This is a genomic window from Magnetospirillum fulvum MGU-K5 (assembly GCF_000442515.1).
Lineage (GTDB): Bacteria > Pseudomonadota > Alphaproteobacteria > Rhodospirillales > Magnetospirillaceae > Phaeospirillum > Phaeospirillum fulvum_B.
Genome location: NZ_AQPH01000054.1, coordinates 1 through 26,199 on the forward strand (window position 1 = coordinate 1; position 26,199 = coordinate 26,199).

20 protein-coding genes and 1 pseudogene are annotated in these 26,199 nt (G+C 63.6%); 8 read left to right on the plus strand and 13 right to left on the minus strand.

All coding sequences use genetic code 11. The features are described 5' to 3' along the window. Positions 1-125: 125 nt before the first annotated feature. The 8 genes from K678_RS12715 to exbB form a co-directional block, all read right to left on the minus strand. Positions 126-1,604 (minus strand): efflux transporter outer membrane subunit, encoded by a 1,479-nt coding sequence (locus K678_RS12715; RefSeq protein ID WP_021132869.1) that lies wholly within the window; start codon positions 1,602-1,604, stop codon positions 126-128. Between the two features lies 1 nt (position 1,605). Then, positions 1,606-3,129 carry an MDR family MFS transporter gene (locus K678_RS12720; protein ID WP_021132870.1) on the minus strand — a complete coding sequence of 508 codons (1,524 nt, stop codon included), beginning with the start codon at positions 3,127-3,129 and terminating at the stop codon, positions 1,606-1,608. Next, positions 3,126-4,223: an HlyD family secretion protein gene (locus K678_RS12725; protein ID WP_039853096.1), complete on the minus strand. Its 1,098-nt coding sequence runs from the start codon at positions 4,221-4,223 to the stop codon at positions 3,126-3,128. The genes K678_RS12720 and K678_RS12725 overlap by 4 nt, the downstream gene beginning before the upstream one ends. A 440-nt stretch (positions 4,224-4,663) precedes the next feature. Continuing rightward, positions 4,664-5,584: a helix-turn-helix domain-containing protein gene (locus K678_RS12730; RefSeq protein WP_021132872.1), complete on the minus strand. Its 921-nt coding sequence runs from the start codon at positions 5,582-5,584 to the stop codon at positions 4,664-4,666. A 200-nt stretch (positions 5,585-5,784) separates the two neighbouring features. Then, positions 5,785-6,048, minus strand: coding sequence for an energy transducer TonB family protein (locus K678_RS19095; protein ID WP_021132873.1), 264 nt, complete (start codon positions 6,046-6,048; stop codon positions 5,785-5,787). Continuing rightward, positions 5,958-6,497 (minus strand): hypothetical protein, encoded by a 540-nt coding sequence (locus tag K678_RS19100; protein WP_196802582.1) that lies wholly within the window; start codon positions 6,495-6,497, stop codon positions 5,958-5,960. Before K678_RS19100 ends, K678_RS19095 begins: the two co-directional genes overlap by 91 nt. After that, positions 6,494-6,910: a TonB system transport protein ExbD gene (gene exbD / locus K678_RS12740; RefSeq protein ID WP_021132874.1), complete on the minus strand. Its 417-nt coding sequence runs from the start codon at positions 6,908-6,910 to the stop codon at positions 6,494-6,496. The genes K678_RS19100 and exbD overlap by 4 nt, the downstream gene beginning before the upstream one ends. Continuing rightward, positions 6,910-7,710, minus strand: a complete 801-nt coding sequence (gene exbB, locus K678_RS12745) for a tonB-system energizer ExbB (protein ID WP_021132875.1) — start codon at positions 7,708-7,710, stop codon at positions 6,910-6,912. Before exbB ends, exbD begins: the two co-directional genes overlap by 1 nt. A 269-nt stretch (positions 7,711-7,979) precedes the next feature. Between exbB and K678_RS12750 the strand changes: the two genes are divergently transcribed. Continuing rightward, complete coding sequence (locus tag K678_RS12750) at positions 7,980-8,876, plus strand: helix-turn-helix transcriptional regulator (protein ID WP_039853101.1); 897 nt, start codon at positions 7,980-7,982, stop codon at positions 8,874-8,876. A 7-nt stretch (positions 8,877-8,883) separates the two neighbouring features. Here the strand turns inward: K678_RS12750 and K678_RS12755 are convergent, their stop codons facing one another. Continuing rightward, the gene (locus K678_RS12755) at positions 8,884-10,602 is read right to left on the minus strand and encodes an ABC transporter ATP-binding protein (protein ID WP_021132877.1); all 1,719 of its coding nucleotides are present in this window, start codon (positions 10,600-10,602) and stop codon (positions 8,884-8,886) included. Further along, positions 10,586-12,376, minus strand: a complete 1,791-nt coding sequence (locus tag K678_RS12760; RefSeq protein ID WP_021132878.1) for an ABC transporter ATP-binding protein — start codon at positions 12,374-12,376, stop codon at positions 10,586-10,588. Before K678_RS12760 ends, K678_RS12755 begins: the two co-directional genes overlap by 17 nt. Before the next feature lie 325 nt (positions 12,377-12,701). Here K678_RS12760 and K678_RS12765 point away from each other — a divergent pair, with 325 nt between their 5' ends. The 7 genes and pseudogenes from K678_RS12765 (at position 12,702) to K678_RS18735 (ending at position 21,905) form a co-directional block, all read left to right on the plus strand. After that, positions 12,702-14,780 (plus strand): TonB-dependent receptor, encoded by a 2,079-nt coding sequence (locus K678_RS12765; RefSeq protein ID WP_231376256.1) that lies wholly within the window; start codon positions 12,702-12,704, stop codon positions 14,778-14,780. Positions 14,781-14,782: 2 nt separating this feature from the next. Continuing rightward, complete coding sequence (locus K678_RS12770; RefSeq protein ID WP_051185929.1) at positions 14,783-16,027, plus strand: MFS transporter; 1,245 nt, start codon at positions 14,783-14,785, stop codon at positions 16,025-16,027. Between the two features lie 456 nt (positions 16,028-16,483). Continuing rightward, entirely contained in the window at positions 16,484-17,443 is a 960-nt protein-coding gene (locus tag K678_RS12780) for a radical SAM protein (protein WP_021132881.1), read from the plus strand. Between the two features lie 48 nt (positions 17,444-17,491). Continuing rightward, positions 17,492-18,363 (plus strand): annotated as a pseudogene (nifH, locus tag K678_RS12785) (nitrogenase iron protein). 12 nt (positions 18,364-18,375) lie between these two features. After that, on the plus strand, positions 18,376-19,890 hold the full coding sequence (locus K678_RS12790) for a nitrogenase component 1 (protein WP_021132882.1): 1,515 nt from the start codon (positions 18,376-18,378) through the stop codon (positions 19,888-19,890). 12 nt (positions 19,891-19,902) lie between these two features. Continuing rightward, positions 19,903-21,297: a nitrogenase component 1 gene (locus K678_RS12795; protein WP_021132883.1), complete on the plus strand. Its 1,395-nt coding sequence runs from the start codon at positions 19,903-19,905 to the stop codon at positions 21,295-21,297. 440 nt (positions 21,298-21,737) lie between these two features. Then, positions 21,738-21,905, plus strand: a complete 168-nt coding sequence (locus tag K678_RS18735; RefSeq protein WP_155804543.1) for a hypothetical protein — start codon at positions 21,738-21,740, stop codon at positions 21,903-21,905. Positions 21,906-21,988: 83 nt separating this feature from the next. Here the strand turns inward: K678_RS18735 and K678_RS12805 are convergent, their stop codons facing one another. From K678_RS12805 to K678_RS12815, 3 genes are all read right to left on the minus strand, one after another. Further along, entirely contained in the window at positions 21,989-22,339 is a 351-nt protein-coding gene (locus tag K678_RS12805) for a zinc ribbon domain-containing protein YjdM (RefSeq protein ID WP_021132885.1), read from the minus strand. A gap of 92 nt (positions 22,340-22,431) precedes the next feature. After that, complete coding sequence (locus K678_RS12810; RefSeq protein WP_021132886.1) at positions 22,432-24,126, minus strand: methyl-accepting chemotaxis protein; 1,695 nt, start codon at positions 24,124-24,126, stop codon at positions 22,432-22,434. A 127-nt stretch (positions 24,127-24,253) separates the two neighbouring features. Continuing rightward, positions 24,254-26,199: PAS domain-containing hybrid sensor histidine kinase/response regulator (locus K678_RS12815; RefSeq protein WP_021132887.1), on the minus strand; the 1,946-nt coding region annotated here is incomplete at its 5' end.

The window sequence follows — 26,199 nt, forward strand, 5'->3', positions numbered from 1 at the left end:
GTTCACCGACCAGCTTGGCGACATTCATGACGATAGTGCTCCCGCGACAATGTGCGAACGAGACTGATTATCAATTCTGCGCGAGCATACGGCCCGTTCCGTCCAGCTCTCTCGCCGAAACGGTGCTAGTCTTTACCCGTATCGGTATTTTTCCTTCCGAGAGGGTCGCTGCCTGGAGCGGACTCTGCCCACCCCAGGCCAAGGGCGGTCTGCAAGGCGGCGTAATCGCGGGTCAGGTCAGCCTCGGCCTCGGATAGGGCGGCGGCAGCCGTTACCCGCTGATCCTCGGCGTCGAGACGCTGGAGAGTGTTCGCGGTGCCCCCCTGTTCGCGCTGCCGGAGCAGGCTCACCGCGCGTTCGGCCGCCGCCAGGGTACGGGCCTGACCGGCTACCCGCTCGCGGCTGGCCTGGAAGAGAGCCAGGGCGTCTTCGGCATCGCGCAGGGCGGCCAGCACCACGCCGCGATAGCGAGCTTCGGTCTCGTCGCGCAGAGCTTCGGCCTGGGCCTGTTTGGCTTCGGCCCGGCCAAAATCGAACAGAGCCCATTCGAGGCGCGGCAAGGCGAAGAGCATCGGATCGTCGAGTCGACCCAGGCTGGACAGGTCGGTGCCGCCGACGCCGAGGGTACCGAGCAGGGTGAGCTTGGGGAAGCGCGCGGCGGCAGCGATGCCGATCATGGCGGTGTCGGCCGCCAGCGCCCGTTCGGCGGCGCGGATATCCGGCCGCCGCAGCAGCAACGTGGCCGGGTCTCCCACCGTCACCGTCGTCGGAGGCAGCGGCGGCGGGGTGGGCGAAGCCAGTTCGGCATCAAGTGCGCCTGGGGCTGCTCCAACCAGCACCGCCAGCGCATCCAGCTGGGCTGCGACCTCCGCTTCCAACTGGGCGGCGCGAATGCGTGGTTCTTCGATCCGCATCCGCTGGCGCTCGATCTCCACCTCGCTGGCGATGCCCTGATCGTAGCGTTGCCGCAGCAGGTCGAGCCCTTGGCGGCGCAGGGCCTCGCTCTCCCGCGCCAGGGCCAGCCGCCGCTGACGGTCGCGCAGGGCGACATAGGTCCGCGTCAGGTTGGCCGATAGCGACAGCCGGGCGTCGTCCAGGCTGGCCTCTGCCGCCTCGATCTGCGCGGTGGCGGCTTCGACGCCCCGCCGCTGACGGCCGAACAAATCGACCTCCCAACTGGCATTGAAGCCAAGGCTGTAATAATCGAAATCGCTCTTCCCGTCTTTGTCGCTGTCACCGTCGCGGATCGCGCCGAAATCGACCCCGGACGTATGACCATGCAGGTACAGCGCCTGGGTGCCAACCGTTGGGCGCAGCTCGGCGGTGCGGATAGCGAGAACCGCCCGTGCCGCACGGGTCCGCGCCACTGTCGCGGCCAGATCGGGGTTGATCGCCAGCGCTCGCATCATCAGCGAGTCGAGCTGTGGGTCGGCCAACGGCTCCCACCAGCGCGCCAGTGGCGGCGCCATCTCGGCCGGAGTGGCGCGGGCGAAGCCGGTGTCCGTGGTCAAAACGGGGGGCGGTCCGGCATAGTCCGGCCCGAGCAGACAGCCGGGCAGGCACAGAGCCAGAGCCAGCCAGACGAGGCGAGGTAGAGCAATCATCTCAGTCCGCCGTCGCCGCTGTGCCGGAACGCGGGGGGCGCAGGAACAGCGCCAGCAGGGCCACGGCGGCGACGCCGCTGCCCAGCAGCCAGAACAGATCGTTGTAGGTCATCACCAATGCCTGTTTGTGGATTTGGTCGGCCAGAGAGAACAGGCCTAAGACGGGATCGCCCTGTCCCCATAGATCAAGGGCGGCGGCGGTAGATTCGGCATTGGCCGACACCATTTCCTCGATGTGGCGGCTGTGCAGCCAGAAACGCTGGTCCTGGAGGGTGGCGATACCGGCAAGGGCGACCGATCCCCCCATATTGCGGGCGGCATTGAACAGGCCGGAGGCGTCGCCAGCCTGTTCGGGCGGGACCGAACTCATCGCCGCCTGATTAAGGAACAGGATTGCCAGCACCTGCCCGACTCCGCGCAGCACCTGCGACAGCGCAAAGTCAGAGCCGACCGAATCGATCGTCATGGTGGTTTCCATCCAGCAACTAACCGCCATCGTCAGCAGGCCGAACCCGACCGCCAGCCGGACGTCAAGCCTGCGCATCAGCAGCGGTGTCAGCGGCATCAGCACCAAGGAGGGCACCCCGCCCAGGAGCACGATCTGCCCTGCCTGGAGGGCGTTGTAATCGGCAATGGCCGCGAGGAACTGGGGGATCAGGTAAGAGGTGCCGTACAACACCATCCCGAGCAAGATGCCCATCATCACCACGCTACCGAACTGACGATCAAGCAGCAGGCTCAGCCGGATTACCGGCCGGGCCGCCAGCTTCTGCCCAGCCAGGAGCAGCAGGAAGCCGAGGCCGGAGGCCAGGGCAAGGCGGAGGATAAAGGGCGAGTCGAACCATTGCTCGCGCTGCCCCTCTTCCAGAATAACGGTCAGGCAGCCGAGGCCGAGGGTCATGCCGATGATGCCGAGCCAGTCGGCTTCGCGGATCAGGTCGGGATTGGCCCGTTCGTGCCTCAGCCCGGCCAGAAGTAGCGTTGCCAGAGCGAGGCCGATCGGCAGATTGATGAAGAAGGCGTGGCGCCAACTGGTCGCCTCGGTCAAGGCTCCGCCGACCAGCGGTCCCAGCACCGGGCCGAGGATCGCGGTCATACCGAACAGGGCATTGCCCATCATCTGCTGGTGCGGCGGTAAGCGGGTGGCGATGATGGTCATTGCCGTGGGGATCATCGCTCCGCCGCTGAGGCCCTGGCCGCTGCGGCCGATGATCATCATTTCGAGCGAGGTGGATAAACCACACAGGATCGAGAAGGCGGTGAACAGCCCCGCCACCAGCAGCAGGAAGGTGCGCAACCCGAGCAGGCGGACCAGCCAGGCGCTGAGCGGGATGATGATGATCTCGGCGACCAGATAGGCGGTGCTGATCCAGGTGCCCTCGGTGGCGCTGGCACCGATCTCGCCCTGGATTGTCGGCAGGGCGGCGTTGACGATTGAGATATCGAGGGTGGCCATGAAGGCCCCCAACGTGCCGGCGATTACCGCCAGCCAGGCACCGGGCGCGGCCCGCTCCGGCGTGTTCATCGCCCGCCGCCCGCCTGGGCCAGCCGGGTGAGGTCGTCGCTGGCGGATCGGGTATCGACCTCGGCCTCGACTGACAGTCCGGGCACCAGCAGGGCCTGCACCGAGGCCGCAGCCTCGATCGCTATCCGCACCGGGACGCGCTGGACGATCTTGGTGAAATTACCCGTCGCGTTCTGGGGGGGCAGCAGCGAGAATTGTGCCCCGGTGCCGGGGGAAATGCTGGTCACCCGGCCGACGATCTCGACGTTGGGCAGGGCATCAACCTCGATCCGCACCGGCTGGCCGATCCGCATCAGGCCGACCTGGGTTTCCTTGAAGTTGGCCTCGACATACAACCGGCCGAGCGGCACCACCGCCATCATCCGCTGGCCGATCTGGGCGTATTGGCCGGTGCGGACGGCAAGGTTGCCGATTCGGCCATCAGTGCTGGCGGTAATAAGGCTGGCCTCGACGTTGACTGTGGCCACACGCAGCCGTGCCTCGGCGGCACGGGCCTGGGCCTCGGCCTGAGCGACACCGGCCTCCAGTGCGGTTATCCGTCGTTCGGCGTGGGCCAGTGCGGCATGGTGGCCCGCCAACTCGGCGTTGGCCTGACGCGCCTCGGTGCGCAGTCGCGCGAGTTGCTGCCGGGTTTCCGCCCCGGAGGCGACCAGGGGTTCGTAGCGCGCCACCTCGGCCTCGGCAAAGCGGGCGCTTTCCCGGGCCGCGTCGAGCCGTGCTCGGGCCTGGGCGATCGCCGCCTGCTGCTCGCGGATCTGAGCCCGCGTGTTATCGGCCTGGGCGCGGGCCATCCCGATCTCGGCTTCGGCCTGGGCTGCCTGGGCGCGGTAGTCGCGGGCGTCGATCCGGACCAGCGGGTCACCGTACTGGACGTCCTGGTTGGCGCTGACCAGCACCTGCTCGACGATCCCGGCGACCTTGGAGGAGACCGTCACCGAATCCGCCTGGACATACGCGTTATTGGTCGATTGGAAATAGCGGCCGTGGGTCTGGTGGTAGATCTGACCAGCGGCGATCAGCACGGCGAGTCCGCCGACCAGGGCGAGGGCCACGACCTTTTTCTTGTGTGCGGGGGGCTTTTGAGGGTCGGCCATCGGGTCCATCCGGCGCGGGGGAAGCATCGGTGGCGATGATCGGGGATGCGCGCAGTTGGTCTCCACCCGGATCGGGCCGGGGCCGACCCTGATCGGCTCAAAAACGAAAGAGGCGGACTCCGCCTGGATATTCAGTCTCCCGTGAAAAAGTCCCTCGCTGTCGCTCGGTGTACTTTTTCCCGTTGGATTAAAAGGAGAAAAATGGGCTAGGGGCGGCCCAGCGCCCATTTTTCGTGTTGTCTGTTTCACCAGCTTTGCGCCGCTTAAGTGCGCAAAGCTGGTGAAATCCCGCCTCCGAAGCCGTGGGCGTCGCCCATCGGCCTCGGAGGGAAGCAAATCCATCCCCGCGCGGAAAGCTTGATTGAGCACGGGGATTCTTTTTGAACCGGGGAAAAGTACACTGAGGCCAACGGCCGAAGGACTTTTTCACGACCGACTATTCAGGCGGAGCGTTTGAGGGCGGAGGGATTGATACCGAACTGCTTACGGAAAGCGGCGGCAAAGTGGCTGGCGTTGGTGTAGCCGAGTTCGGAAGCGATCCCCAGGACCGAGGATTCTCCCTGGCTCAGGCGGTGGTGAGCCTCGTACATCCGCTCGCGCTGGAACAGGCCGTAGATGCTGCTGTCGAACAGTTGGCGAAAGCCGCGTTTCAATCGTGGTGCACTCAGATGGACCTCGCGGGCGAGATCGGCGATCGTCGGCGGCTGGCTGAGGTCGGCGAGCAGGCGATCGCGAGCCCGCGCCAGCTTCCGCCGTTCCGCTGGCGAGATCACGGCGGTGGGCGGGGTGTGGGTTTCCAGCGCCAGCCCGACCAGGGTCAGGCTTTGGCCCAGCAGCCAGAGCGGCGGGCGGCGTTCCGCCCCATCAACCAGTCCAGCCGCTGCCGCCGTCAGTTCGGCCGCCGCCCGCCCGGCGGCGACGCAGCGGCCGGACCCAAGCGCCCGCCGGAGCGAGGTGTCAATGCCGTCGCACCACGGCTCGAACAGATCGGGGCGGATCATCACCGTCACGCTTTCAACCTGATCTTGTTGGCTGAACCGACCCCGGCAGCCGGGATTGAAGCTGATGCAACTGCCGCCTGCCTCGACGAGATGCTCGCGCCCGCCGCCATCCTCGAACCGCAGCCACGACCGGCCACGAAGGGTGAAGGTAAAATGAATGCGCTCGCTATCGTCGCGGATGGTCATGTCGAGCGGTCGGCTAAACCGTCCCCGCCATATCAGCAGTTCGATCCCGTCCTGTAGATTGCGTGTGATCAGGTCGCAGGCCGAGGCCGAATCGAGCCGCAGGACGGAAACATCGCGTAGCAGAGCCGAGGCGGGAATCTCCGACCGGATCGGGCCGGGTGGCAGAAATGACATGCCTCTCTCCTTCGCCATGCGGTGCGGGCATTAAAAGATATTAACAATCATTCTCATCAATATCCCGCTTTCACGCCCGCGTCCAGGTCCACACCTGCCGCGATGGTGTTCGTCCGCCTGGGAATGATGACGCAGGGGCCGCCCGGAGACGTCATCCCCAGGCGGGCCCAATTTCGGGGGTGGTGGTAATCCCACCCGGATTACTTCAGGAAGAATTCGATCGGGACCACCAGCTCGATGGTGTCGCCTTTGACCTCGGGGGGCGGTACGGGCAGTGGCTGAGCCCGTTCCAGCAGAGCCTGCCCTTCGTCGTCGAGGATGGCGGCCCCACTGCTTCGCTCCAGCGTGGCGGAAACCAGTCCGCCGTTGCGATTCATCGTGAAGCGGACGGAGACGATCCCTTCCTGTCGTCGGGTCTGGGCGGCGCGGGGATAGCGTTTGTGGCGTTCCAGATGCGCCAGCAATGCGCCTTGCCACGAGCGGCGAGCGTCGATTGCCGCCGCCGAGGGTTGGGCCGGAGCGGGTTGTGTCGCGGGAGCGATGGCGGGTTGTGGCGGTTCGGGCGGCGCAGCCGCCGTGGGAGGGGTCGGGGGGCTTCGACCGGCTTGGGCAACGCGACCTCGGCCTTGCGGACCAGCGGCGGCGGACGTTTGACCGGCTCAACCACTTTGCGCTCGACCGGCTTCGGTGGCGGCGGCGGTGTAACCGGCTTTGGCGGCGCTTCAGGTGTGGGAAGCGGGGCCAGATCGATCATCATCGGCGCGGCTGGCGGCAGAGAAAGGGGATGGCTTGCTTGCCACGAGATGGCGGTTGCGATCAGGCTGGCATGGAGCATCAGGACCAGCCCGCCCGACATGCCCCACACCCGGACGGCGTTATCGTCCTGGTCCTCTGCCCGTGCCGCCCCGGTCATGACCGTCCTTCCAGCCCGACCAGCGCGACCTTCAGATATCCCGCATCGCGCAAGGTATCCATCACCTCCATCAGCGCACCATATTCAATCGTCTTGTCGGCGCGCAGAAACACCCGCTGATCGGTGTCCTTGTTGCTGGCCGCAGCCAGGGCTTGGGACAGCGCATCCTTTGCCACCGTGTCGTTGCCGATGGCCAGGGTGCCGTCGGCCCGGATCGTCACCGTCAGCGGCTTGTCCGGCTTGGGGGCGGGTTCGGCGGTGGAACTGGGCAGGTCGACCTTAACATCGACCGTCGCCAGCGGGGCCGCGACCATGAAGATGATCAGCAGAACCAGCATCACGTCGATGAACGGGGTGACGTTGATCTCGTGCATTTCGCCGAGATCATCGCCGGATTGGGGCTTGCCCGCCATTATTCGGCCGCCGCGCGCAAGGGCAGAGCCCGGCGGTCAAGATCGCGACTGACCAGCCGCAGCACCTCGGCGGCGGTGTCGCTCAACAACGCCTTGTAGCCCGAGACCGAGCGGGCGAACATATTATAGATCACCACCGCCGGAATCGCGGCGACCAGCCCCAGCGCGGTGGCGAGCAGGGCTTCGGCGATGCCGGGAGCCACCACCGCCAGATTGGTGGTCTGGGATTTGCTGATACCGACGAAGCTGTTCATGATCCCCCACACCGTGCCGAACAGGCCGACGAAGGGAGCGATCGAGCCGATTGTCGCCAGGATGCCGGTGCCCATTGCCATCCGCCGCCCTGCCGCCGCCTCAATCCGGTCCAGCTTGGTTTCCACCCGCTCTTTCAGCCCTTCGCCGGGAATGTCGGCCGACAGTTTGGCTTCGGCCATCGCGGCCCGGATCAGGTGGGCTTCCGGCCCGGAATGGCCCTCGACGAGGCGGTGCGCCTCGGTCAGAGAGCGGGTTCCGTCCAGTCCGCTCAGGACGGCGCACACCCGCTGTCGCGCCCGATAGAGTTCGATCGTCTTGGCCAGCCAGACCGTCCAGGTCGCGACCGAGGCCAGGGCCAGACCGATCATCACCGTCTGCACCACCGGATCGGCATGGGTGAACATCCCCCACGGCGACAGATCGTGGGGAAGCTGGCCGGGAACGGGAGGGGAGGTGGGTTGAGCCTGGGCTGCACCGCCCGTCAGGACGAGGGCGAATCCCAGGATAGTCAGGGCCAAAGGATGGATGGTCGCCGCCTTCACCATGATGTCGATGCCTTGTTGCTGTCGATGGCACCCTCATTCAAGAGGGATATAATGGGGATTAATATTGCGAACGATAATTGATTGCAATACGTCTTTTGGCGGTTTTTCCTACTGTCTCGATCTGTGATTCGATGATCGGGTGGTGCGGAGCGCCTGTGTGCCCCCTTCCGACAAACATGTTGCGAATAAGAGTTATAATTATCATTGTGCGCGGGTGCGTCCGCCACAATCCGGGGGCGGTCATCGCCTCGAACGCGACGGAGGCCTCCTTGTACGAGCTGCGCTCATCGGAATTTTTCAGTGACCACAGCCCGGTTGCGGCGGGGCGGCCGCCGGGGGTCGATGTCAAGCCGGTGGATTTGTTGCCGGGGGCAACCGTATCGCTGGTGTCTTTTCGCAACGAGACGCCGGTTCAGATCGCCGCCTGCAACGACCACGCCTGCGTCCATTTCAGTTGCCTGTTCAACGGCCCGGTCGACGTCGCGTTCGGTTGTCATGCCTTGCTGCTGGAAGCCGGACATCTGCTGACCAGCTATGCCCCAGGCGAGCGGTTCAGCCTGACCCTTCCGGGCCATTACCGGAACGTCGAGTTGATGATAACGCCGGACACCCTTTCGGATTTGGCGGGCAGCGATTACGACCGGATCGGGGACGACCTGGGCCGTGGTTTTTGTGTCTACCGCAACGGGCATAATCGCCGCGCCTGCGATGCCGCGGCACGTCTGGCCCGGTTGATCGATGATGCAACGCCCCGCCGCCTGCTGATCCACGCCGCCGCCCTTGAATTTCTCGCCTGGCACCTGGGCTCGTACCAGTCTCAGGAGGAGGGCGGTCCGGTCTCTTGGCGGGAGCGCAAGGCGCTGCTGATGGCGCGCGAGCGGCTGCTCCTCGATCTCAGCGCCCCGCCGACGATCGCCGAACTCGCGCGCGAAACCGGGCTTAATCAACTGAAGCTGAAACGCGGGTTCAAGGCGCTGTTCGGCCACAGCATTTATGCGCTGTTCCAGCGCGAACGGATGGACCGTGCCCGCGCCCTGTTGCAGCGGTATGGCGTGACCGAAACCGCGATGAGGCTGGGATACAGCAACGTCAGTCATTTCAGCGCCGCCTTCCGGAAGCAATTCGGGGTTCTGCCCAGCGAAGCGCGCCGGGGGGCGCTCGATTGATCCGTTCCTAACGGCCCTGATCCTGCCAAAGCTCCGCGTACAGGCCGCCTTGGGCGAGCAGCGCCTCGTGCCGTCCCCGTTCGACCAATCGCCCCTGATCGAGCACGAGGATCTGGTCGGCATGGCGGATGGTGTGGAGACGGTGCGCCACCACGATCACCGTCCGGTTTCGGGCCAGACGCGACAGCGCCTGCTGAATTTCATACTGCGCTTCCGGATCGACCGAGGCGGTGGCTTCGTCCAACAGCAGGATCGGCGCATCTTTGAGCAGGGCGCGGGCAATCGACAGACGCTGGCGCTCGCCGCCCGACAGGCATTGGCCGTTCTCGCCGATCCGGGTGTGCAGCCCACCCGGCAGGCGCGACAGGAACCCGTCGCAATAGGCCGCATGACAGGCGGCGGCGACCTCTTCGTCGCTGGCCCCAGGCCGTCCGATCCGCACATTGTCGAGAATGGTGCCGTCGAACAATTGGACGGTCTGGAACACAATGCCGAGATGACGGTAAAGCTGGTCGGATTCGAGGTCGCGGCAATCGAGTCCAGAATAGCGGACCGCACCGGATTGGGGGTCGAAGAAGCGGGCGAGCAGGTGCAACACGGTGCTCTTGCCCGCACCCGACGGCCCCACGATCGCCGTCATTGTTCCCTTGGCGGCGTGGAATGACAGATCGCGCAGAACCCATTCGTCCTGATAGCGGAAGCTGACGCCATCGAAGGCGACGTCGTCCGCAACCGACAGCGATTGGGTGCCGTCGCGGAGCAGCGGTTCGTCCAGCAACGCGCGCACCCGCCGCTCCCCCAACGTCATCGAGCGTAACTCAGTCAGGAACGCCGAAGCGTCGAGCAGCGGTTCGAGCAACTTTCCCGCCACCAGACCGAATAGCAGCCAGGTCAGGGGGCGAAGATCGCCGGATGCGGCCAGCCAGGCCGCCGTCAGCAGCAGCGTCACCAGACCGAGTTCGAGACAGAACCGATAGAGCTGGATCGAGCCGCCGCCCCAGGCCTCCACCCCCAGGCTGGCGTGGCGAATTTCGGCGAAGCGGCGGTCGAGGCGATCCAGCCACGGACCCGCCTGATTGAACAGGCGCAAGGTGCAGATGCCGGTGACGAATTCGACGATCAGTCCGGAGGTATCGAGGAGTAATTCCTGCTTGTGCCGCCCCCGTTCCAGGAAAAAGCCGCTGGCGGCGTTCAGTCCGATCACCGCCAGCGGCAGTGTCACCACCAGCCCCAACGACAGCCGCCAATCCACCCACGCCAGCACGGCCAGATAGAGCAGGGGTACGGCGGCGGCGGTGACCAGTTCGGCGGAGATGTGGGTGAAGATGTCCTCGACCCGCTTGACGTCCTCGGTGACGAGTCCGGCCAGATGCCCCGCCCGCTGTCCTTGCGAGACCCCCAGCGGCAGACGGCCGATATGGTCGATCACCCGTTCCCGGTATCCGATCATCAGATCGTAGGCCCCGAGGAAGCAGTTCAACTGCCCCAGATACGAACAGAGCAACTGGCCGGCCAGACAGGCGGCGAGGCATAACGCAAGCAGAGCGATCGAGCCGTTCGGTGAGCCGCCCGACAGCGTGTCTTCCAACCATAAATAGCCCAGGAAGAAGGGCGCGATGGCGCAAATCCGTTCCAGGACCCGCACCACCAGTCCGCGCCACAAACGGCCGGTCGGCCTGCCGCTGGCGGCAACGACCCGCGTCATGGATTCAAGAAAGGGCGGCATCGGCGGTCTCTCCAGGTCGGATGGTCCAGGTCTCGCTGTCGAACTGGCGCTGCCATAAGGTGTGGTAGAGCGAACAACGGGAGATCAGCGATTCGTGGCGACCGCAATCGACCAATTCCCCATCCTTGAGGACCAGAATTTGATCTGCGTGTTCGATCGAGGTCAGCCGGTGGGCGATGATTAACAGCGTCTTGTCCGGATAGGCCTCGCGCAGGGACTGATAGAACCGGCGCTCGGTTCGGCTGTCGGCGAAGGCGGTCGCCTCGTCCAGCACCAACAGAGGGGCATCGGTCAACAGGGCGCGGGCGATGGCGATGCGTTGGCGTTCGCCCCCGGACAGGCGGGTTCCCTGTTCGCCGACCATGGTGGCGAACCCGTCGGGGAGCGTTGCGACAAAGTCCGCCACCTGGGCAATCCGGGCCGCCCGGTGAACATCTTCGTCGGTCGCATCAGGCCGACCCAGCCGCACATTCTCCAGCAGCGTACCGCGAAACAGGAAGGCGTCCTGCGCTGCCACCGTGATCCAGGCCCCCCGTTCGGCATCGCCAAGCCCCGAGAGAGGCATCCCGTTGACCAGAATGTCGCCGGAACCGGGGGGGGCGAGCCCGCCGATCAGATGGGCGATGGTGCTTTTTCCTGCGCCGGAGGGGCCAACCAAAGCGGTGACCGTTCCGGCCACCAGGGTGAAGCTGACATCCTTTAGAACCGGCCGGGACTCAAAGGCGAACGATACGTGCCGAAAGCTGAGCCAGAGCGTCGGGGGAGTCTCGCGCGCGGCCGAATCCTGGCTTGGCGCAAAGGCAAGAAGGGGGGCAAGACGGCGCAGACCGGCGGCGATCTCGCGGATTTCCGAAGAGAAATGGGCCACCTTGAACAGCGGCTTCAGCATGAAACTGCCCAGCGTCAGGGCCAGGATGGTTTCGGCCGGGCTGATCGTGCCCTGGCGGACAAGCCACAGGGAGACCGGCAGCAGAAACACCAGATTGGCCCCGAGCAGGACCATGAACACCGACCAGCCGGGAACCGTCTGCCGGGTCATCGCGGTGATCAGATCGTGATAGCGCGTCAGTAAATCGCGCATCCGTTGGAAGGAATGGGCATTCAGGCCGAACGCTTTCATCACCGGGGCGTTGCGGACATATTCGACGCTTGCCCCGTTCAGGTCGCCGATGGCGCGGCTATACGCCTCGATTCGTGGTCCCAACCCCCGCATCAGCGCCGCCTGAGCCAGCGCCGCCAGCGGAACCGTCAGCACGGCGGCGGCGGCCAGACGCCAATCGATCCAGGCGAGGACCAAGGCGACAAAAAGCGGGCTGCTGGCCGCTGCCAGGCATTCCACCGTGTGGTGGGCGATGAATTGCTCCAGTCGCTCGACGTCCTGAACCACGATTTTTTTGAGATGCCCGGAACTGTTCCGGTACAGCCAGTTCATCGGCGCGGCGGCGAGGCGGCGGACCAGGGTCTGGCGGATGTCGGCCAGCAGCCGGAAGGCGGCAACATGGCTGAAATAATAGGCGAGACTGTAAAACAGGTATTTAAGGACCAGGGCTGCCCCGACCAGCCCGGCCAGCAGAACCAGATCGTCGGGGCGTCCCTGGCCCGATAACACCGCCCCGACCGAATAACTGAGAATGGCATAGGGCAGCAGATCGGCCAGCGCCGCCAGCGGGGCGAGCGCTACGGCCAGACCCAGCCACACTTTCTCGGGCGACAGCAGCGAGACCAGCAGGGCCGGAACGGAAAGACCGTTTTGATCGTTGGTGCCATCCGTCATCTCGTCCCCGCTTCCAATCGTCCGCCGTTTGATCGGCCTTGATAGGACAAGCGGGCGGCCGCTCTCTCCCCCGATCGGGTCCGGCGCGGCTCGGATCGGGATTATTTTGCACGTGGGCTATGGGCCGTTGGCTGTGGGTGGTGGCGGGGCGCTGAAATGATTCCGTTTCGGGCATTCGCCGACCGGATTCGGGGAGAGCTGTGGTTATCGCCTAATTATGATTTTCATTCGCATATTGCCGTTGGCCGATGCGGGGGAGATCCTTGGTTAGGGGAGTGGAATGAAATTGGTGACGAAGGCGAAACGCAGCCGGAGCATGCCCGGTATGGTCGGATTGATCGTGGCCCAGATGATGAGCGGCGCGGTCGCCCTGGCCGAAGAAAAAGATGCCGCCGCCTCGACGTCTTCGGGCGACGAGGCTCATCAGCTTAAAGCCGTCACCGTCACCGCAGAAAAAATGTCGTCCACCGAGCAAGACACCCCGGTCAGCATGACGGTGGTGACCGGCGAGGATCTCGAACGATCGGGCGGCAAGGATACGATTGATGTCGTTCGTCAGGTCCCCAACATGTACATGACCAAGGCGGGGCAACATTCCAGCGTCGCCTTTCTGTCGATGCGCGGCGTCACCCCGTTCATGGAAGCCGAACAGCCGGTCGGGTTCTTCGTCGATGGGGTTCATTACCGCAACGTCGATATGGAATTGCTCGACATCGATCGCGTCGAAGTCCTGCGCGGTCCGCAATCGACCCTGTATGGCCGCAATACCGAGGCCGGGGCGGTCAACATCATCACCCGCGATCCCGAACCCTATCGCGAGGGACAGGTCTCGGTCGGCTACGGCAATTACAATCGCAAGACCGTCAGCGCGATTTCCGGCGGATCGCTGGGAAACCAGGATTGGTCCTACCGGGCGGCGATCCAGGCCCTCGATACCAACGGTTATTTCACCCGCGATCCCGGCGACACCAACCGGGCCGACGATGCCAACGACGTCAACGCACGGTTCAAGGTGCGGTGGAGGCCCAAGGAAAGCTGGGATGTCGTCGCCACCTATGACGGACAACGCTACCGCGAAGGATCGACCAACATCGCGCTGTTGAGCCAGTTGCGCGACGATCCGCACACGGTGTCGTCGAACTTCATCGGCTCGAACAACAGCGATACCCATGGGGGGAACCTCCGGGCCAGCTATGAAGCCCGGCTGTTCAACATCACCTCGATTTCCGCGTTTACCAGCGAGCGCAAGAAGACCTCGTATGACGTTGATGCCACCGCCGCCGATCTGTTGCGGCTCAGGACCGAGGTCGATTACTCACGCTTTACCCAGGAAGTCCGCTTGAGTTCGCTCGAAGGGGCGACCGGGCCGCGCTGGGTCGGTGGCCTCTATTATTTCGATCAGACCGACCGCAATCATTTCGACATGGACATGGATCTCAGCGCCTATGGGATTCCCGGCCTGACGCGCGGGGTCCAGTCGGTCGATACCACCACCGACACCCGCAACATGGCGGCGTTCGGTCAGGTCAGTTGGCCGCTGGTTGATACTCTGTCGCTGATTACCGGCCTGCGGTACGACATCGAGCGCAAACAGGTCGAAAGCCGTCAGACCATGGCGGCGTTCGGCACCGATTTCAGCTCCGATTCGACGATGACGTTTCACGCCTGGCTGCCCAAGCTGGGGCTGGAATATAAGCCGCTCGATAATCTGTTGAGCTATGTCACCTATTCCGAAGGCTACAAGGCGGGCGGATTCAACAATCTGGCCGACCGGGGGCAGGAACTCTATCGACCGGAATACACCAAGAATTACGAAATCGGCGTCAAACACACCGGGTTCGGCAATCGTCTTCAGAGCAAACTTTCGCTGTTCTGGATCGACTGGACTGATCAGCAGGTCGAGGAAACGGTCCTGTCGCAATCGAACATTACCAATGCGGGGCGCAGCGTCAGCCGCGGTGTCGAACTGGAACTGGCGTGGCAGGCGAGTAAGGCGCTGCTGCTGAAAGCAGGCGGCGGCTGGAACGATGCCCATTTCGTCCGCTATGTCGATAACGGCCACGATTACGCCGGGAATCGTCCGCCGAACGCCCCCGCTTACACCTACAGCCTGGGGGCGGATTACCGCTTCGAGGAAGGGGTTTACGCTCATATCGACTGGCTGGGGACCGGCGACATCTATTACGACTCGGCCAATACCCAGAAAGAAAAGCCCTATGGCTTGCTTAACATGAAGACCGGCTATCAATTCGACAGTTACGAAATCGCCTTTTGGATCAAGAACGCCCTGAACGCCACCTATGCCACCCGGGCGTTCAATGTCGGCTCCGTCGCCGCTCCGGTCTATGCCGGGATCGCCGGTGATCCGCAGACCTTCGGCGTAACGATGACGGCGCGGTGGTGAGCATGACCCACACCGCACGGGCCACAGAAGGGCCGAAACTTCTGGCGATGATCGGGTGCCTCTATCTGGTGCAGGGGTTGCCGGTGGGATTGGCTTTTCAAGCCTATCCGGTGCTGCTGCGTGACGGTGGCGCCTCGCTCAACCTGATCGCACTGGTGCCGCTGGCCAGTCTGCCTTGGGTGTTCAAGTTCTTCTGGGCCTCGATGGTCGAGAATCGCTGGACACCTCGCCTCGGCCGCCGTCGCAGTTGGATTTTGCCGATGCAGACGGGGCTGGCCCTCAGTCTTGCCGCAATGGCTTTTTTGCCCTTCACCGCCGACAACGCGCCCGCTTTGCTGGCTTTGGTCGCGGTCGCCTCGCTGGTCAGCGCCACCCAGGATATCGCCACCGATGGGCTGGCGTCCGAGCGTCTGCACGGGACCGGGCTGGCCCATATCAACACCTTCCAGGTCGCGGGCTTCATGATGGGGATGCTGGCGGGCGGGCCGGGGGCGATGATCGGAATCGGCACGGTCGGTCATCTGGCGACTCTGCTGGGACTGGCGGCGATGGTTCTGCTGTGCGGCGTTCCCGTCGCTTTGTGGCGGGAACCCGAGCCGCCGCAAGGCACGAACCCGGCTCCGGCATCGCTGCGGGCCTTCTTCCACCGTCCGGGGGCGCTGCCCCTGCTGCTGCTGGGGATGTGTGCCACCATGGGGGGCGCGGTGTCCTTCGGGGTGGCGAAGCTGTTCCTGATTGATGCGGGCTGGTCCCTGGATGCGGTCGGTACCCTGTCGGGAACCGGCAACACGCTGATGATCGTCGCGGGATGCGGCATCGCCGGTGTCACGGTGGTGCGCTTTGGCCCGCTGCCGACTTTGGTGCTGGGGGGGAGTCTGGTCGGAGCCAGCTCTCTGTTCTGGACGGCCCTGGCGCTGGACCCGACCCTGGCCGTTCCGGCGGCGGTGTGGGGATTGGCGACGGCGAGCGGTCTCGGGATCGGCATCTGCACTGTCGCGTCCTATACCCTGCTGATGCGCTTCGCCCAGCAGGGAAAGCAACCCGGCACCGATTATTCGGTATTTCAGGGGTTGCAGACGATGGGCGAGATTTTGGTGATGGCAGCAACAACGGCGCTGGCGGCCCGCGCCGGATACGCCGCGGCTCTGTCCGTCGGACTGGTGATTGCCATTATCCTGGTGGCGATGATTGCGCGGATGCGGAAAGCCTCCGGTCAGAAAGATGTGTGCGTCACCTCTGTCTTTTGACGGGGCCGTGCCGACGATGCACAAGACGGGCGATCCGGGGGTGAACCGGGTCGCCCGTCCTTGGTCTCAAATGCCTTCCCGTCGCAGCGATCAATCGGGGGCGGCTGGCTGGACCAGATTATGGGGTGGGGTGATCGGCCAGCCACCGCAACATGACAAAGGCCTGATCCCGACATCCCAGCCGGGCCAGTTCCTCGGCCTGAGGCAACGCGGGGCGGCCCTAGCTAAGATTATTTATATACTAGACTTATAGATTTAATTGACATGTGCCGGTCGCCGGGCGTTCAATTCGCCTGACGGATGCAGCCAAGGTGAGGCTGTGCCCGTTGATAACGATTGACCGGGAGAAGACATGTCGCGCAGGGATGCCGGTGGACGTCAGGATCGCCAATCCGTTTTCTTGTCCTCTGGACGATTCGATCCTTCGCTTGGGTCGACGCCGCAGATGGCATTGCGATGAGCGTGCTTCCCCCCGTCTTTGCCGGTGCCGAGGGCGAGCAATCCGGCCATTGCGCAGGGCACCGCAAACAGATCGCGGTATCGCCGTTTCCCCAGTTGGAAGGCCGTCATCCCTGCTTCAGCCTGACTCCCGAGGGGCACGCCAAAAGCGGCCGACTCCATCTGCCGGTCAGTCCCGCCTGTAACATCACCTGCCGGTTTTGCCACCGCGACTTTAACCGCGACGAACACCGCCCCGGGGTGGCGCGGGGTCTGGTCGCGGTCGATCAGGCGGTCGAGGTGGTGAGGCGGGCTCTTGAGCTATGCCCGACGCTCTCGGTGGTCGGCATCGCCGGGCCGGGTGATACCCTGTGCACACCCCATGCCCTGCGCGCCTTTGAGCGGATTCACACCGCCTTTCCCGACCTGATCAATTGCCTGTCGACCAATGGGCTGTTGTTGGCCGAGCAGGCCGAACAGGTGATCGCCGCCGGGGTGGGGACGGTCACCGTCACCGTCAATGCCGTCGATCCGGTGATCCAGGCCGAAATCAGCCCGACGATCACCTATCACGGAAGCCGGTTGAGCGGGATTGCCGCCGCCCGGCGTCTGATCGCCAATCAGATCGAGGGCATCCGCCGCATCGTCGCGTTGGGCGGGATCATCAAGGTCAACACCGTGCTGATCCCCGGTCTCAATGACGGCCATATCGACGCGGTGGCGCGCACAGTCGCCGAGGCCGGGGCCTCGATGATCAATTTGATTCCGCTGCTGCCCGGCCATCACTTCGCCGATCGCCTTGCGCCGACAGCGGCGCAAACGGCCGAGGCTCAGGCCGTGGCCCGCCGTCACCTGACCGTCTTTAGCCATTGCAGCCGCTGCCGCGCCGATGCTTGCGGCATCCCCGGGCTGACCGACGTTTCCGACGCGCTGTATGCCGGGCGTCCGGCGCAAGAGAGCACCTTTTCGCACGGCTGATGCCGCGTGCGTTTCATTCCATCTCCAAGAGCAAGGATCTCAACCGTCATGGCGAGCAAGAAACCGAAACAGATCGCGATCTATGGCAAGGGCGGCATCGGCAAATCGACCACCACCTCGAACATCAGCGCGGCCCTGGTTGAGGCTGGCTACAAGGTGATGCAGTTCGGCTGCGACCCGAAAGCCGATTCGACCAACACTCTGCGCGGTGGCGAATACATTCCGTCGGTGCTGGATCTGCTGCGGCAAAACGCCCGAGTCGATGCCCACGACGCGATTTTCCAGGGCTTTGGCGGCATCTATTGCGTCGAGGCGGGGGGCCGCAGCCGGGGGTGGGATGCGCCGGGCGCGGCATCATCTCGGCGGTTGAACTGCTGAAGCAGCAGGACATTTTCGAGGAACTCGACCTCGATTACGTCATTTACGACGTTCTCGGCGACGTCGTGTGCGGCGGCTTTGCCGTGCCGGTGCGCGAAGGGATTGCCGAGCACGTCTTTACCGTCTCCTCCTCGGACTTCATGGCGATCTATGCCGCCAACAATCTGTTCAAGGGCATTCAGACCTATTCGAACAAGGGCGGGGCTTTGTTGGGCGGCGTGATTGCCAATTCGATCAATACCGGCTTCCACCGCGAGATCGTCGAGGATTTCGTCACCCGGACCCAGACCCAGGTGATCGAGTATGTCCCCCGGTCCCTGACGGTGACCCAGGCCGAATTGCAGGGGAAGACCACCATCGAGGCGGCCCCTCATTCGGAACAGGCCGATATCTATCGCCGTCTCGCCCGCCGCATCGCCGACCACACCGAGTCCAAGGTGCCGACTCCGCTCAATCAGCAGGAATTGCGCGACTGGTCGGCCAGTTGGGCCGATCATTTGATCGAGATCGAACGGGGCAATCAGCTTCTGGCCGCATCGTAAAGGATTGCGATCATGCCGATTAATCTGAAGACCTCGGTGGTCGAAAGCCGCGAACAGCGGCTGGGCACCATCATCGGGTGGGACGGTAAGGCGTCTGATCTGTCAAAGGAATCCGCCTATGCCCGCGGCGGCTGCGAGAGCAAGTGCGGTCAGAAGGCCCGCCGGGTCTGCGAATTGAACAGCCCGTTCACCCAAGGCTCGGTATGCAGCGAGCAGATGGTCGAATGCCAGGCGGGCAATGTCCGTGACGCGGTGCTGATCCAGCATTCCCCGATCGGATGCGGTACCGGCCAGGTGATCTATAACTCGATCTACCGCAACGGGCTGGCGCTGCGTGGCTTGCCGGTGTCCAACCTGCACCTGATCAGCACCAATCTTGGCGAGCGCGACATGGTGTTCGGCGGGGTGGCCAAGCTGGAACGGACCATCCGCGATGCGTGGGACCGCCATCATCCCAAGGCGATCTTCATCGCCACCTCATGCGCCACCGCGATCATCGGGGACGATATCGAAAGCGTCGCCGGACAGCTTGAGACCGAACTGGGGATTCCGGTGATCCCGCTCCATTGCGAGGGCTTCAAATCGAAGCATTGGAGCACCGGGTTCGATGCGACCCAGCACGGCATCCTGCGCCAGATCGTCCGCAAGGTTCCCGAGAAGAAGCAGGATGACTTGGTCAATGTCATCAATCTGTGGGGATCGGACGTCTTTACCCCGATCCTGGCCGAACTGGGCTTGCGGGTGAATTACGTCGTCGATCTCGCCACGGTCGAGGATCTGGCCCAGATGTCCGAGGCGGTGGCGACGATTGGCTTTTGCTACACCCTGTCGTCTTATATGGCGGCGGCGCTGGAGCAGGAGTTCGGCGTCACCGAGGTCAAGGCCCCGCAGCCCTATGGGTTTGCCGGGACCGATGCCTGGCTGCGCGAGATCGCCCGCGTCACCAATCGCGAGGGCCGGGCCGAGGACTATATCGCCCGCGAGCACGCGCGGGTCCAGCCGCGCCTGGAGGAACTGCGCGAATTGCTGAAGGGCAAGAAGGGCTATGTCTCGACCGGCTCGGCGTACGCCCACGGTCTGATCGGGGTGTTGCGCGAGTTGGGGGTCGAGGTCGATGGCTCGCTGGTGTTCCACCACGACCCGGTCTACGACAGCCAGGATCCGCGCCAGGATTCGCTGGCCCACCTGCTCGATACCTATGGCGAAGTGCCGCAATTCACCGTCGGCAACCGTCAGCAATATCAGTTCTATGCCCTGCTGCAACGGGTCAAGCCCGACTTCATCATCATCCGCCATAACGGGCTGGCCCCGCTGGCGGCGCGCCTCGGCATTCCAGCGATCCCCTTAGGCGACGAACATCACGCCGTCGGCTATCAGGGCATCCTCAATCTGGGCGAATCGATCCTCGACGTGCTGGCGCACAAGAAGTTCCACCAGGATCTCGCCGCCCATGTCCGGTTGCCTTATCGGAAATGGTGGTTGGAACAAGACGATCCCTTTGTTCTGGCCCGCCCCGCCGCCGAGTAACCGGAGAAACCGATGTCGATCATTCAATCCCAGGATAAGTCGGCGGTGGCCCACCCCGGCCCCGACAAGACCAACTCGATCGAGCAGGTTCGCTATGGCTGCTCGATCGGGGCGATGCAGAGCGTTGCCGCGATCCCGCGCGCGATTCCGATCACCCATTGCGGACCGGGCTGCGCCGACAAACAGTTTATGAATCTGTCCTTCTATAACGGCTTTCAGGGCGGCGGGTATGGCGGCGGCGCGGTGGTGCCCAGCACCAATGCGTCAGAGCGCGAAGTGGTGTTCGGGGGAGCCGACCGCTTGACCGAACTGATCGGCGCGACGTTGAAGGTTCTGGATGCTGATCTGTTCGTGGTGCTGACCGGCTGCATCTCCGATCTGGTCGGCGACGATGTCGGCTCGGTGGTCAAACCGTTCCAGCAACGCGGCGTGCCGATCGTCTTTGCCGAAACCGGCGGCTTTCGCGGCAACAACTTTACCGGCCATGAATTGGTCACCCGGGCGATCATCGATCAGTTCGTTGGCGCGTATGAGGGCGAGCGGGTCAAGGGACAGGTCAATGTCTGGTCGCTGCTGCCCTACCACAACACCTTCTGGCGCGGCGATCTGACCGAGATCAAACGGATCCTTGAAGGCATCGGTCTCAAGGTCAACATCCTGTTCGGACCGGAATCATCCGGGGTCGCGGAATGGAAAGCCATTCCCCAGGCCCAGTTCAATCTGGTGCTGGGGCCGTGGCTGGGCCTGGAAACCGCCCGGCATCTGGAAGCGAAGTACGGCCAGCCCTTCCTGCATACGCCGGTTCTTCCGATCGGGGCGAAGGAAACCGGGGCGTTTCTGCGCCGGGTGCTGGACTATGCCGGTCTCAACAAGGGCCGGGCCAAGAAGAAGGCCGAGGCGTTCATCAAGGACGAGGAAACCCGCTATTATAAATATATCGAGGATTTCACCGACTTTTACGCCGAATATTGGTGGGGGCTTCCGGCCAAATTCGCGGTCGTCGGTGACAGCGCCTATGCCCTGGCCCTGACCCGGTTTCTCGTCAACCAATTGGGCCTGATCCCCGGCCGCCAGATCGTCACCGACAACCCGCCCGAAGAGGTGCGCGACGACATCCGGGCGCAGTTCCGGGCAATTGCCGACGACGTATCCACCGAGATCGAATTCGAGGAAGACAGCTTCACCATCCATCAGAAGCTGCGGGAAACCAATTTCGGTCACAAGCCGCCGATCATCTTCGGCACCACCTGGGAACGCGATCTGGCCAAGGAATTGAAGGGCGCGATTGTCGAAGTCGGCTTTCCCTCGTCTTACGAAGTGGTGCTGTCGCGGGCCTATGTCGGCTATCGGGGGGCGCTGACTCTGCTCGAGAAAATCTACACCACCACCGTCGGCGCCAGCGCCTGATCGAAAGGGGCGGCGACCAAGGCGCAGGGGGAGGGCGTGCCGTCCTTCCCCTGGCGTCCGACGGGCGGCATTGCCGCGCGATCAAAAGGGCGTTGATGCTGCGGAGACGGAGTCCCGTATCGCTCCTTTGCGCCCTGATCCGGCATCCTTCGCGTGTCTGCATTCCATCGCAAGGATGATGCGAGGTCCGCCATGATTGCCGGTCTTTCCACTTCTCCGCCCGTGCTCCCGACCGCAGAGCCTTTGGTCGTCTGGGTTTTTCGGAAAAGCGACGGTCTCTGGTCGCTGCGTCGGGAAGGCGACCGCAACGAACGCAATTTCCGCCGTCGCGGCGATGCTGTTGACCTTGCCCGCTGTCTGGCCGATGTCTCGCCAGATTCGCGCCTGTTCATCCAGACCTCGGGCGGACGGTTCGTGACGGAATGCCGGAGCCGGGTAGCATGAGCCGGGCACTGACGCTCTTCGGTCTGGTGGGGGTGGTTCTGGTTCTGTTGGGGGCGGATCAAGCCATCGCCACGCCGCGCCTGCCTAGTCCGGATGGGGTGGCACCGCGTACCCCCGTCATCGTCACTCCGGCGCGCTCTGCGCATTTGGTGCGGGCGACCTGATCGGGGGACGAACGGCGCGATCCGGACGGTCCGGCCCAAGGATGGCCCCGGTGGGGCAGCCGACCTTGGGCCGGATTGAACGCTTACGCCTTCTTGACGAATTCGGACTTCAAATTCATCGCGCCGATGCCGTCGATCTTACAGGCGATGTTGTGCCCGTCGGTGGCATCGACCAGCCGGATGCCCTTCACCTTGGTTCCGCCTTTGACCACCAGGGATGATCCTTTGACCTTCAGATCCTTGATCACGGTCACGGAATCGCCGTCAGCGAGGACGTTGCCATTGGCATCCCGCACGTCGGACCCGTCCGCACCCGATTCGCCGCTGGCGGTTTCCGGGTTCCATTCGTGGGCGCAATCCGGGCAAACCCAGAGGGTGCCGTCGTTATAAACATTTTCCGAGCCGCACTCGGGGCACTTCAATCCATCGGTCATCGTCAACCTCGTCAATTGTGGCGCGATCCTAATGCAGCGACGGCTTGAACGCCACCGGGGTTCGGATGCGTGCCCGACCGATCCCGCGATGGCTATGCCGAACGGACGCCACTCAGGAAACGTTTGACCTCTCCGTCAAGCGTCGCAGTTTGCGCCGATAACCCCTGAGACGAGGCGAGAACGAGGCTGGCCGCGGTTCCGGTTTCCGACGCGGCCTTGTTGACCTCCTGGATATTGCCGACGACATCGTCGGTGCTGCGGGCCGCTTCCTGAACATTGCGGGCGATTTCACGGGTGGCGGCCGATTGTTCCTCGACCGCCGCCGCGATGGCGTCGGCAATATGATTGATTTCGCTGATCCGTGCGACGATGCCGCCAATCGCGGCGACCGCTTCGGTCGTGGCGCTTTGCACCGCGCCGATCTGGGTGGAGATTTCCTCGGTCGCCTTGGCGGTCTGGTTGGCAAGATGCTTGACCTCGCCCGCGACGACGGCAAAGCCCTTGCCCGCTTCACCCGCCCGTGCCGCCTCGATGGTGGCATTCAAGGCGAGAAGATTGGTCTGGCTGGCGATGTCGGAGATCAGATTGACGACGATGCCGATCTTGCTGGAGTTTTCCGCCAATCCCTTGACGACGCTGTTGGTCGCTTCCGCTTCGGCGGCGGCGGTGCGGGCGGTCTGGCTCGATTGGACAACCTGGCGGCTGATCTCGCTGATTGATGCCGAAAGTTCTTCTGCCGCCGAGGCAACCGCCTGGACATTGGACGATGCCTGGTTGGTGGCATTCCCGACATGGGAGGCCTGCGACGCGGTCTGCTCCGCATTGCTGTTCATCGCGGCGGCGGTGGTTTCAAGCTGATGGGTCGCGCCGGTCATGCTGTCCAGCATCGTGGCGACGGCGGTCTCGAAGCTTCGGGTCAGGTGTTCGATCTGGCGGGTCCGGGTTTCCCGGGCGAGCAGTTCGGTCTTTTCCTTTTCTTCCATCCGGCGCTGCGCGATGGCATTGGTTTTGAAGATTTCGACCGTCCGGGCCATGTCGCCGACTTCATCTTTTCGGGTCGATCCATCGACGGAGGTGGACAGATCGCCGTCGGCCAGACGCTGCATCGTTCCGCCCAGGCGAGTCAACGGGGCGACAATCGCCTTGCGCGAGACCCATAACGCGAACAGCATCCCCAAGACCAATCCCACCGCAATCCCGCTGAGGGTAATGACGATGGTGCGATAGGTCTCGGCGGACAGTTTGTCGGAACTTTCCTTCGCGTGGGTGATGAAGCTGTCGGTGACCTGAACCAGGGCTTTGGAGGTGGCTTCGAATGACGGGTCACACTCACTCTTCAGCCGGGCTCCTGCTTTGACAATATCCTCGGGCGTTGTGGCTTGGCTGGCATACTGAATGGCACCGGAACAGGTGTTGAACGTGCCTTCGACCTTCTGGGTTACCGAATCGATTTCGGCACTGTATTCGGGAACTTTCTGGCGAATTGTGGCGAGGAGCGATTCGACGTCTTTCTGGCTGTCGGCGACCTCTTTCATCACGCCGGCATTGCCCTCTGCGCTGCTTTCCAGCGCCAGCGAATAGGCGTTGCGGCCGTATCGGGTAAACAGACGATTGGTCCGGGCGATCAGCGTGGCCGAGGTGTTGACCCGCTCGATCACGTCGATATAGGCGTCGTCGATGGCCTTCATTTGCAGGGCGGCGAAACCACCGGCACCGACGACGATGATCGCCATCACGCCGATCACCAGAACGTTTTTGGTGCCGATTTTGAGATCGTCTATCAGCATGACAGGATCCTCGTTGCCCAGAAGGCAAATTTAAGACAAAGGTTATATGGTGACGATATGTATTTTTGTCTAGCGGCATGCCGCAATTAGACCCTGCTCGCCAAAATCGACACCAAGAACAATGGTATCAGCACCGATCAGACAAGGGGGGTATGGCTCCGTTCTGCTCTTTTGCTCCTCCTCGCCGGGTGTGGCGCAGGATTGCCGTGACCAGCAAATCAGGATCAATCGGCTTGACGACATGTTCAACCATGCCGGATTCCAGGCAGCGTTTTTGCTCCTCCTCCATCGCATGGGCGGTCAAGCCGATCACCGGCAGGTCGGGATCGAGCGCAACGAGCGCGCGGGCCAGGGCATAGCCATCCATTTCCGGCATCTGGATGTCGGTGAGGACGACGTCATACCGCTTCGGTCCGGTTCCGCGTAATTCGTCAAGGGCCACTCGTCCGTTTTCGACGATCGTAAATTCAGCCCCTTCGGTCTGAAGGATGTCGTCGAGCACCAGCCGGTTGACCTCGTTGTCTTCGGCGGCCAACAGCGACAGACCAGCCAGCCGGGCATGCGGCGGAAGAAGGGTGGCCGACAGCCCGGTCTGTTGCACCGTGCTCAACTCGGCCTGGATCTGGCGCAGCCGCAGCGGCCGCTCAATCCGCGAGATCGAATCCCGCCAGTGGGACGGGATATCGCTAAGGCCCGGCACGGTCACCCCGACCAGACGGGATCGGCGGGCCAAAGCGGCTTCGATTGCGGTCCGGTTGGCCGGATCGGCCAGGGCCATGGCGTCGATGGCGATCAGGTCAGCCTGATCGGGCAGGGAGTCGAGCGACGTCAGCACCCGGCAATCGGGGAACGAATCGACAAGACGGGCAGTCTCGTCAGCGTCAAGACCGAACAGAGCAAGGGTTCCCCGAGGCAGCGGGTTCTGCGCCACCGCCCCGATCAGCGGAAGACGGACTTCGAACCGGCTGCCATGTCCCGGCGCGGTCTCGACCGAAATGGTACCCTGCATTAACTCGATCAGATGATTGGTGATCGCCAGTCCCAGCCCGGTACCGCCGAATTGCCGGGTGGTCGAACCATCCGCCTGTTCGAACGGCAGGAACAGCCGCCCCACGATGTCGGGAGCCATGCCGATCCCGGTATCGGCGACCGCGAAGCTCAGCGCCCCGGATGCAACCGAGACCGACAGGGTGACCGAGCCGCCGGAGGGGGTGAACTTGACGGCATTGGAGAGCAGATTGACTAGAATCTGATAGAGCCGTTTCGCATCGCCCAGGCATTCCGCGGGCAGATCGGGCGCTTCCTCGACCGACAAGCGTAAGTCCTTGGCGTAGGCCCGCATCGAAACGGTGCGAATCGCACGGTCGATCACCTCGCCCAGAAGGGTCGGGATTTCTTCGACCTGCATCTTGCCGGATTCGATCTTGGAAAAATCAAGGATATCGTCGACCACGCCTTGAAGACCGTTGCCGGCATCGAGAATCGCGTCGAAATAATCCTGGCATTTGCGCGGATCGGTCTCCCGGGCTCCGATCCGGGCCAACCCCAGCACGGCGGTCAGCGGTGTGCGGATTTCGTGGCTCATATTGGCCAGGAATTCGCGCCGGACCCGAGCCAGACGTTCAGCCTCGGACAATGCGGCTTCGCGCGCTGCTTCGGTGGCTTTGCGCCGGGAAATGTCGCGGAAGCTGACTACCGCGCCGATGATCTCGCCCTCGCGGATCATCGGGTGGGAGGAGTAGCCGACGTGGATCAGATGTCCGTCGGCGTGACGGAAGGTCGTGTCTTCGACCCGGCTGACCCGTCCCGTGCGCAACGTGTCCTGGATCGAGGGCGATATCCGGGTGACTGGCGCGGCCTCGTCGGGATCGTGCATCAGCAGATCGTAGGAGAACCGGCCCTGTAACTGGGCGGCGGTATAGCCGAGCATCGCTCTGGCACTGGGATTGGAAAAGGTGATCCGCCCTTCTGGATCGACTCCGTACAGCCCGTCGGCGGTGGATTCCAGGATCAACCGCACCCGCGCTTCGGCGGCTTCCAGGTCGGCGGTGCGTGCCGCAACCAGAGATTCGA

Excerpts from the sequence above, each read along its gene's own strand:
- K678_RS12715 (WP_021132869.1), bottom strand. The coding sequence starts at position 1,604 with ATGATTGCTCTACCTCGCCTCGTCTGGCTGGCTCTGGCTCTGTGCCTG.
- K678_RS12720 (WP_021132870.1), bottom strand. The coding sequence starts at position 3,129 with ATGAACACGCCGGAGCGGGCCGCGCCCGGTGCCTGGCTGGCGGTAATC.
- K678_RS12725 (WP_039853096.1), bottom strand. The coding sequence starts at position 4,223 with ATGGCCGACCCTCAAAAGCCCCCCGCACACAAGAAAAAGGTCGTGGCC.
- K678_RS12730 (WP_021132872.1), bottom strand. The coding sequence starts at position 5,584 with ATGTCATTTCTGCCACCCGGCCCGATCCGGTCGGAGATTCCCGCCTCG.
- K678_RS19100 (WP_196802582.1), bottom strand. The coding sequence starts at position 6,497 with ATGACCGGGGCGGCACGGGCAGAGGACCAGGACGATAACGCCGTCCGG.
- exbD (WP_021132874.1), bottom strand. The coding sequence starts at position 6,910 with ATGGCGGGCAAGCCCCAATCCGGCGATGATCTCGGCGAAATGCACGAG.
- exbB (WP_021132875.1), bottom strand. The coding sequence starts at position 7,710 with ATGGTGAAGGCGGCGACCATCCATCCTTTGGCCCTGACTATCCTGGGA.
- K678_RS12755 (WP_021132877.1), bottom strand. The coding sequence starts at position 10,602 with ATGCCGCCCTTTCTTGAATCCATGACGCGGGTCGTTGCCGCCAGCGGC.
- K678_RS12760 (WP_021132878.1), bottom strand. The coding sequence starts at position 12,376 with ATGACGGATGGCACCAACGATCAAAACGGTCTTTCCGTTCCGGCCCTG.
- K678_RS12765 (WP_231376256.1), top strand. The coding sequence starts at position 12,702 with ATGGTCGGATTGATCGTGGCCCAGATGATGAGCGGCGCGGTCGCCCTG.
- K678_RS12770 (WP_051185929.1), top strand. The coding sequence starts at position 14,783 with ATGACCCACACCGCACGGGCCACAGAAGGGCCGAAACTTCTGGCGATG.
- K678_RS12780 (WP_021132881.1), top strand. The coding sequence starts at position 16,484 with ATGAGCGTGCTTCCCCCCGTCTTTGCCGGTGCCGAGGGCGAGCAATCC.
- K678_RS12790 (WP_021132882.1), top strand. The coding sequence starts at position 18,376 with ATGCCGATTAATCTGAAGACCTCGGTGGTCGAAAGCCGCGAACAGCGG.
- K678_RS12795 (WP_021132883.1), top strand. The coding sequence starts at position 19,903 with ATGTCGATCATTCAATCCCAGGATAAGTCGGCGGTGGCCCACCCCGGC.
- K678_RS18735 (WP_155804543.1), top strand. The coding sequence starts at position 21,738 with ATGAGCCGGGCACTGACGCTCTTCGGTCTGGTGGGGGTGGTTCTGGTT.
- K678_RS12805 (WP_021132885.1), bottom strand. The coding sequence starts at position 22,339 with ATGACCGATGGATTGAAGTGCCCCGAGTGCGGCTCGGAAAATGTTTAT.
- K678_RS12810 (WP_021132886.1), bottom strand. The coding sequence starts at position 24,126 with ATGCTGATAGACGATCTCAAAATCGGCACCAAAAACGTTCTGGTGATC.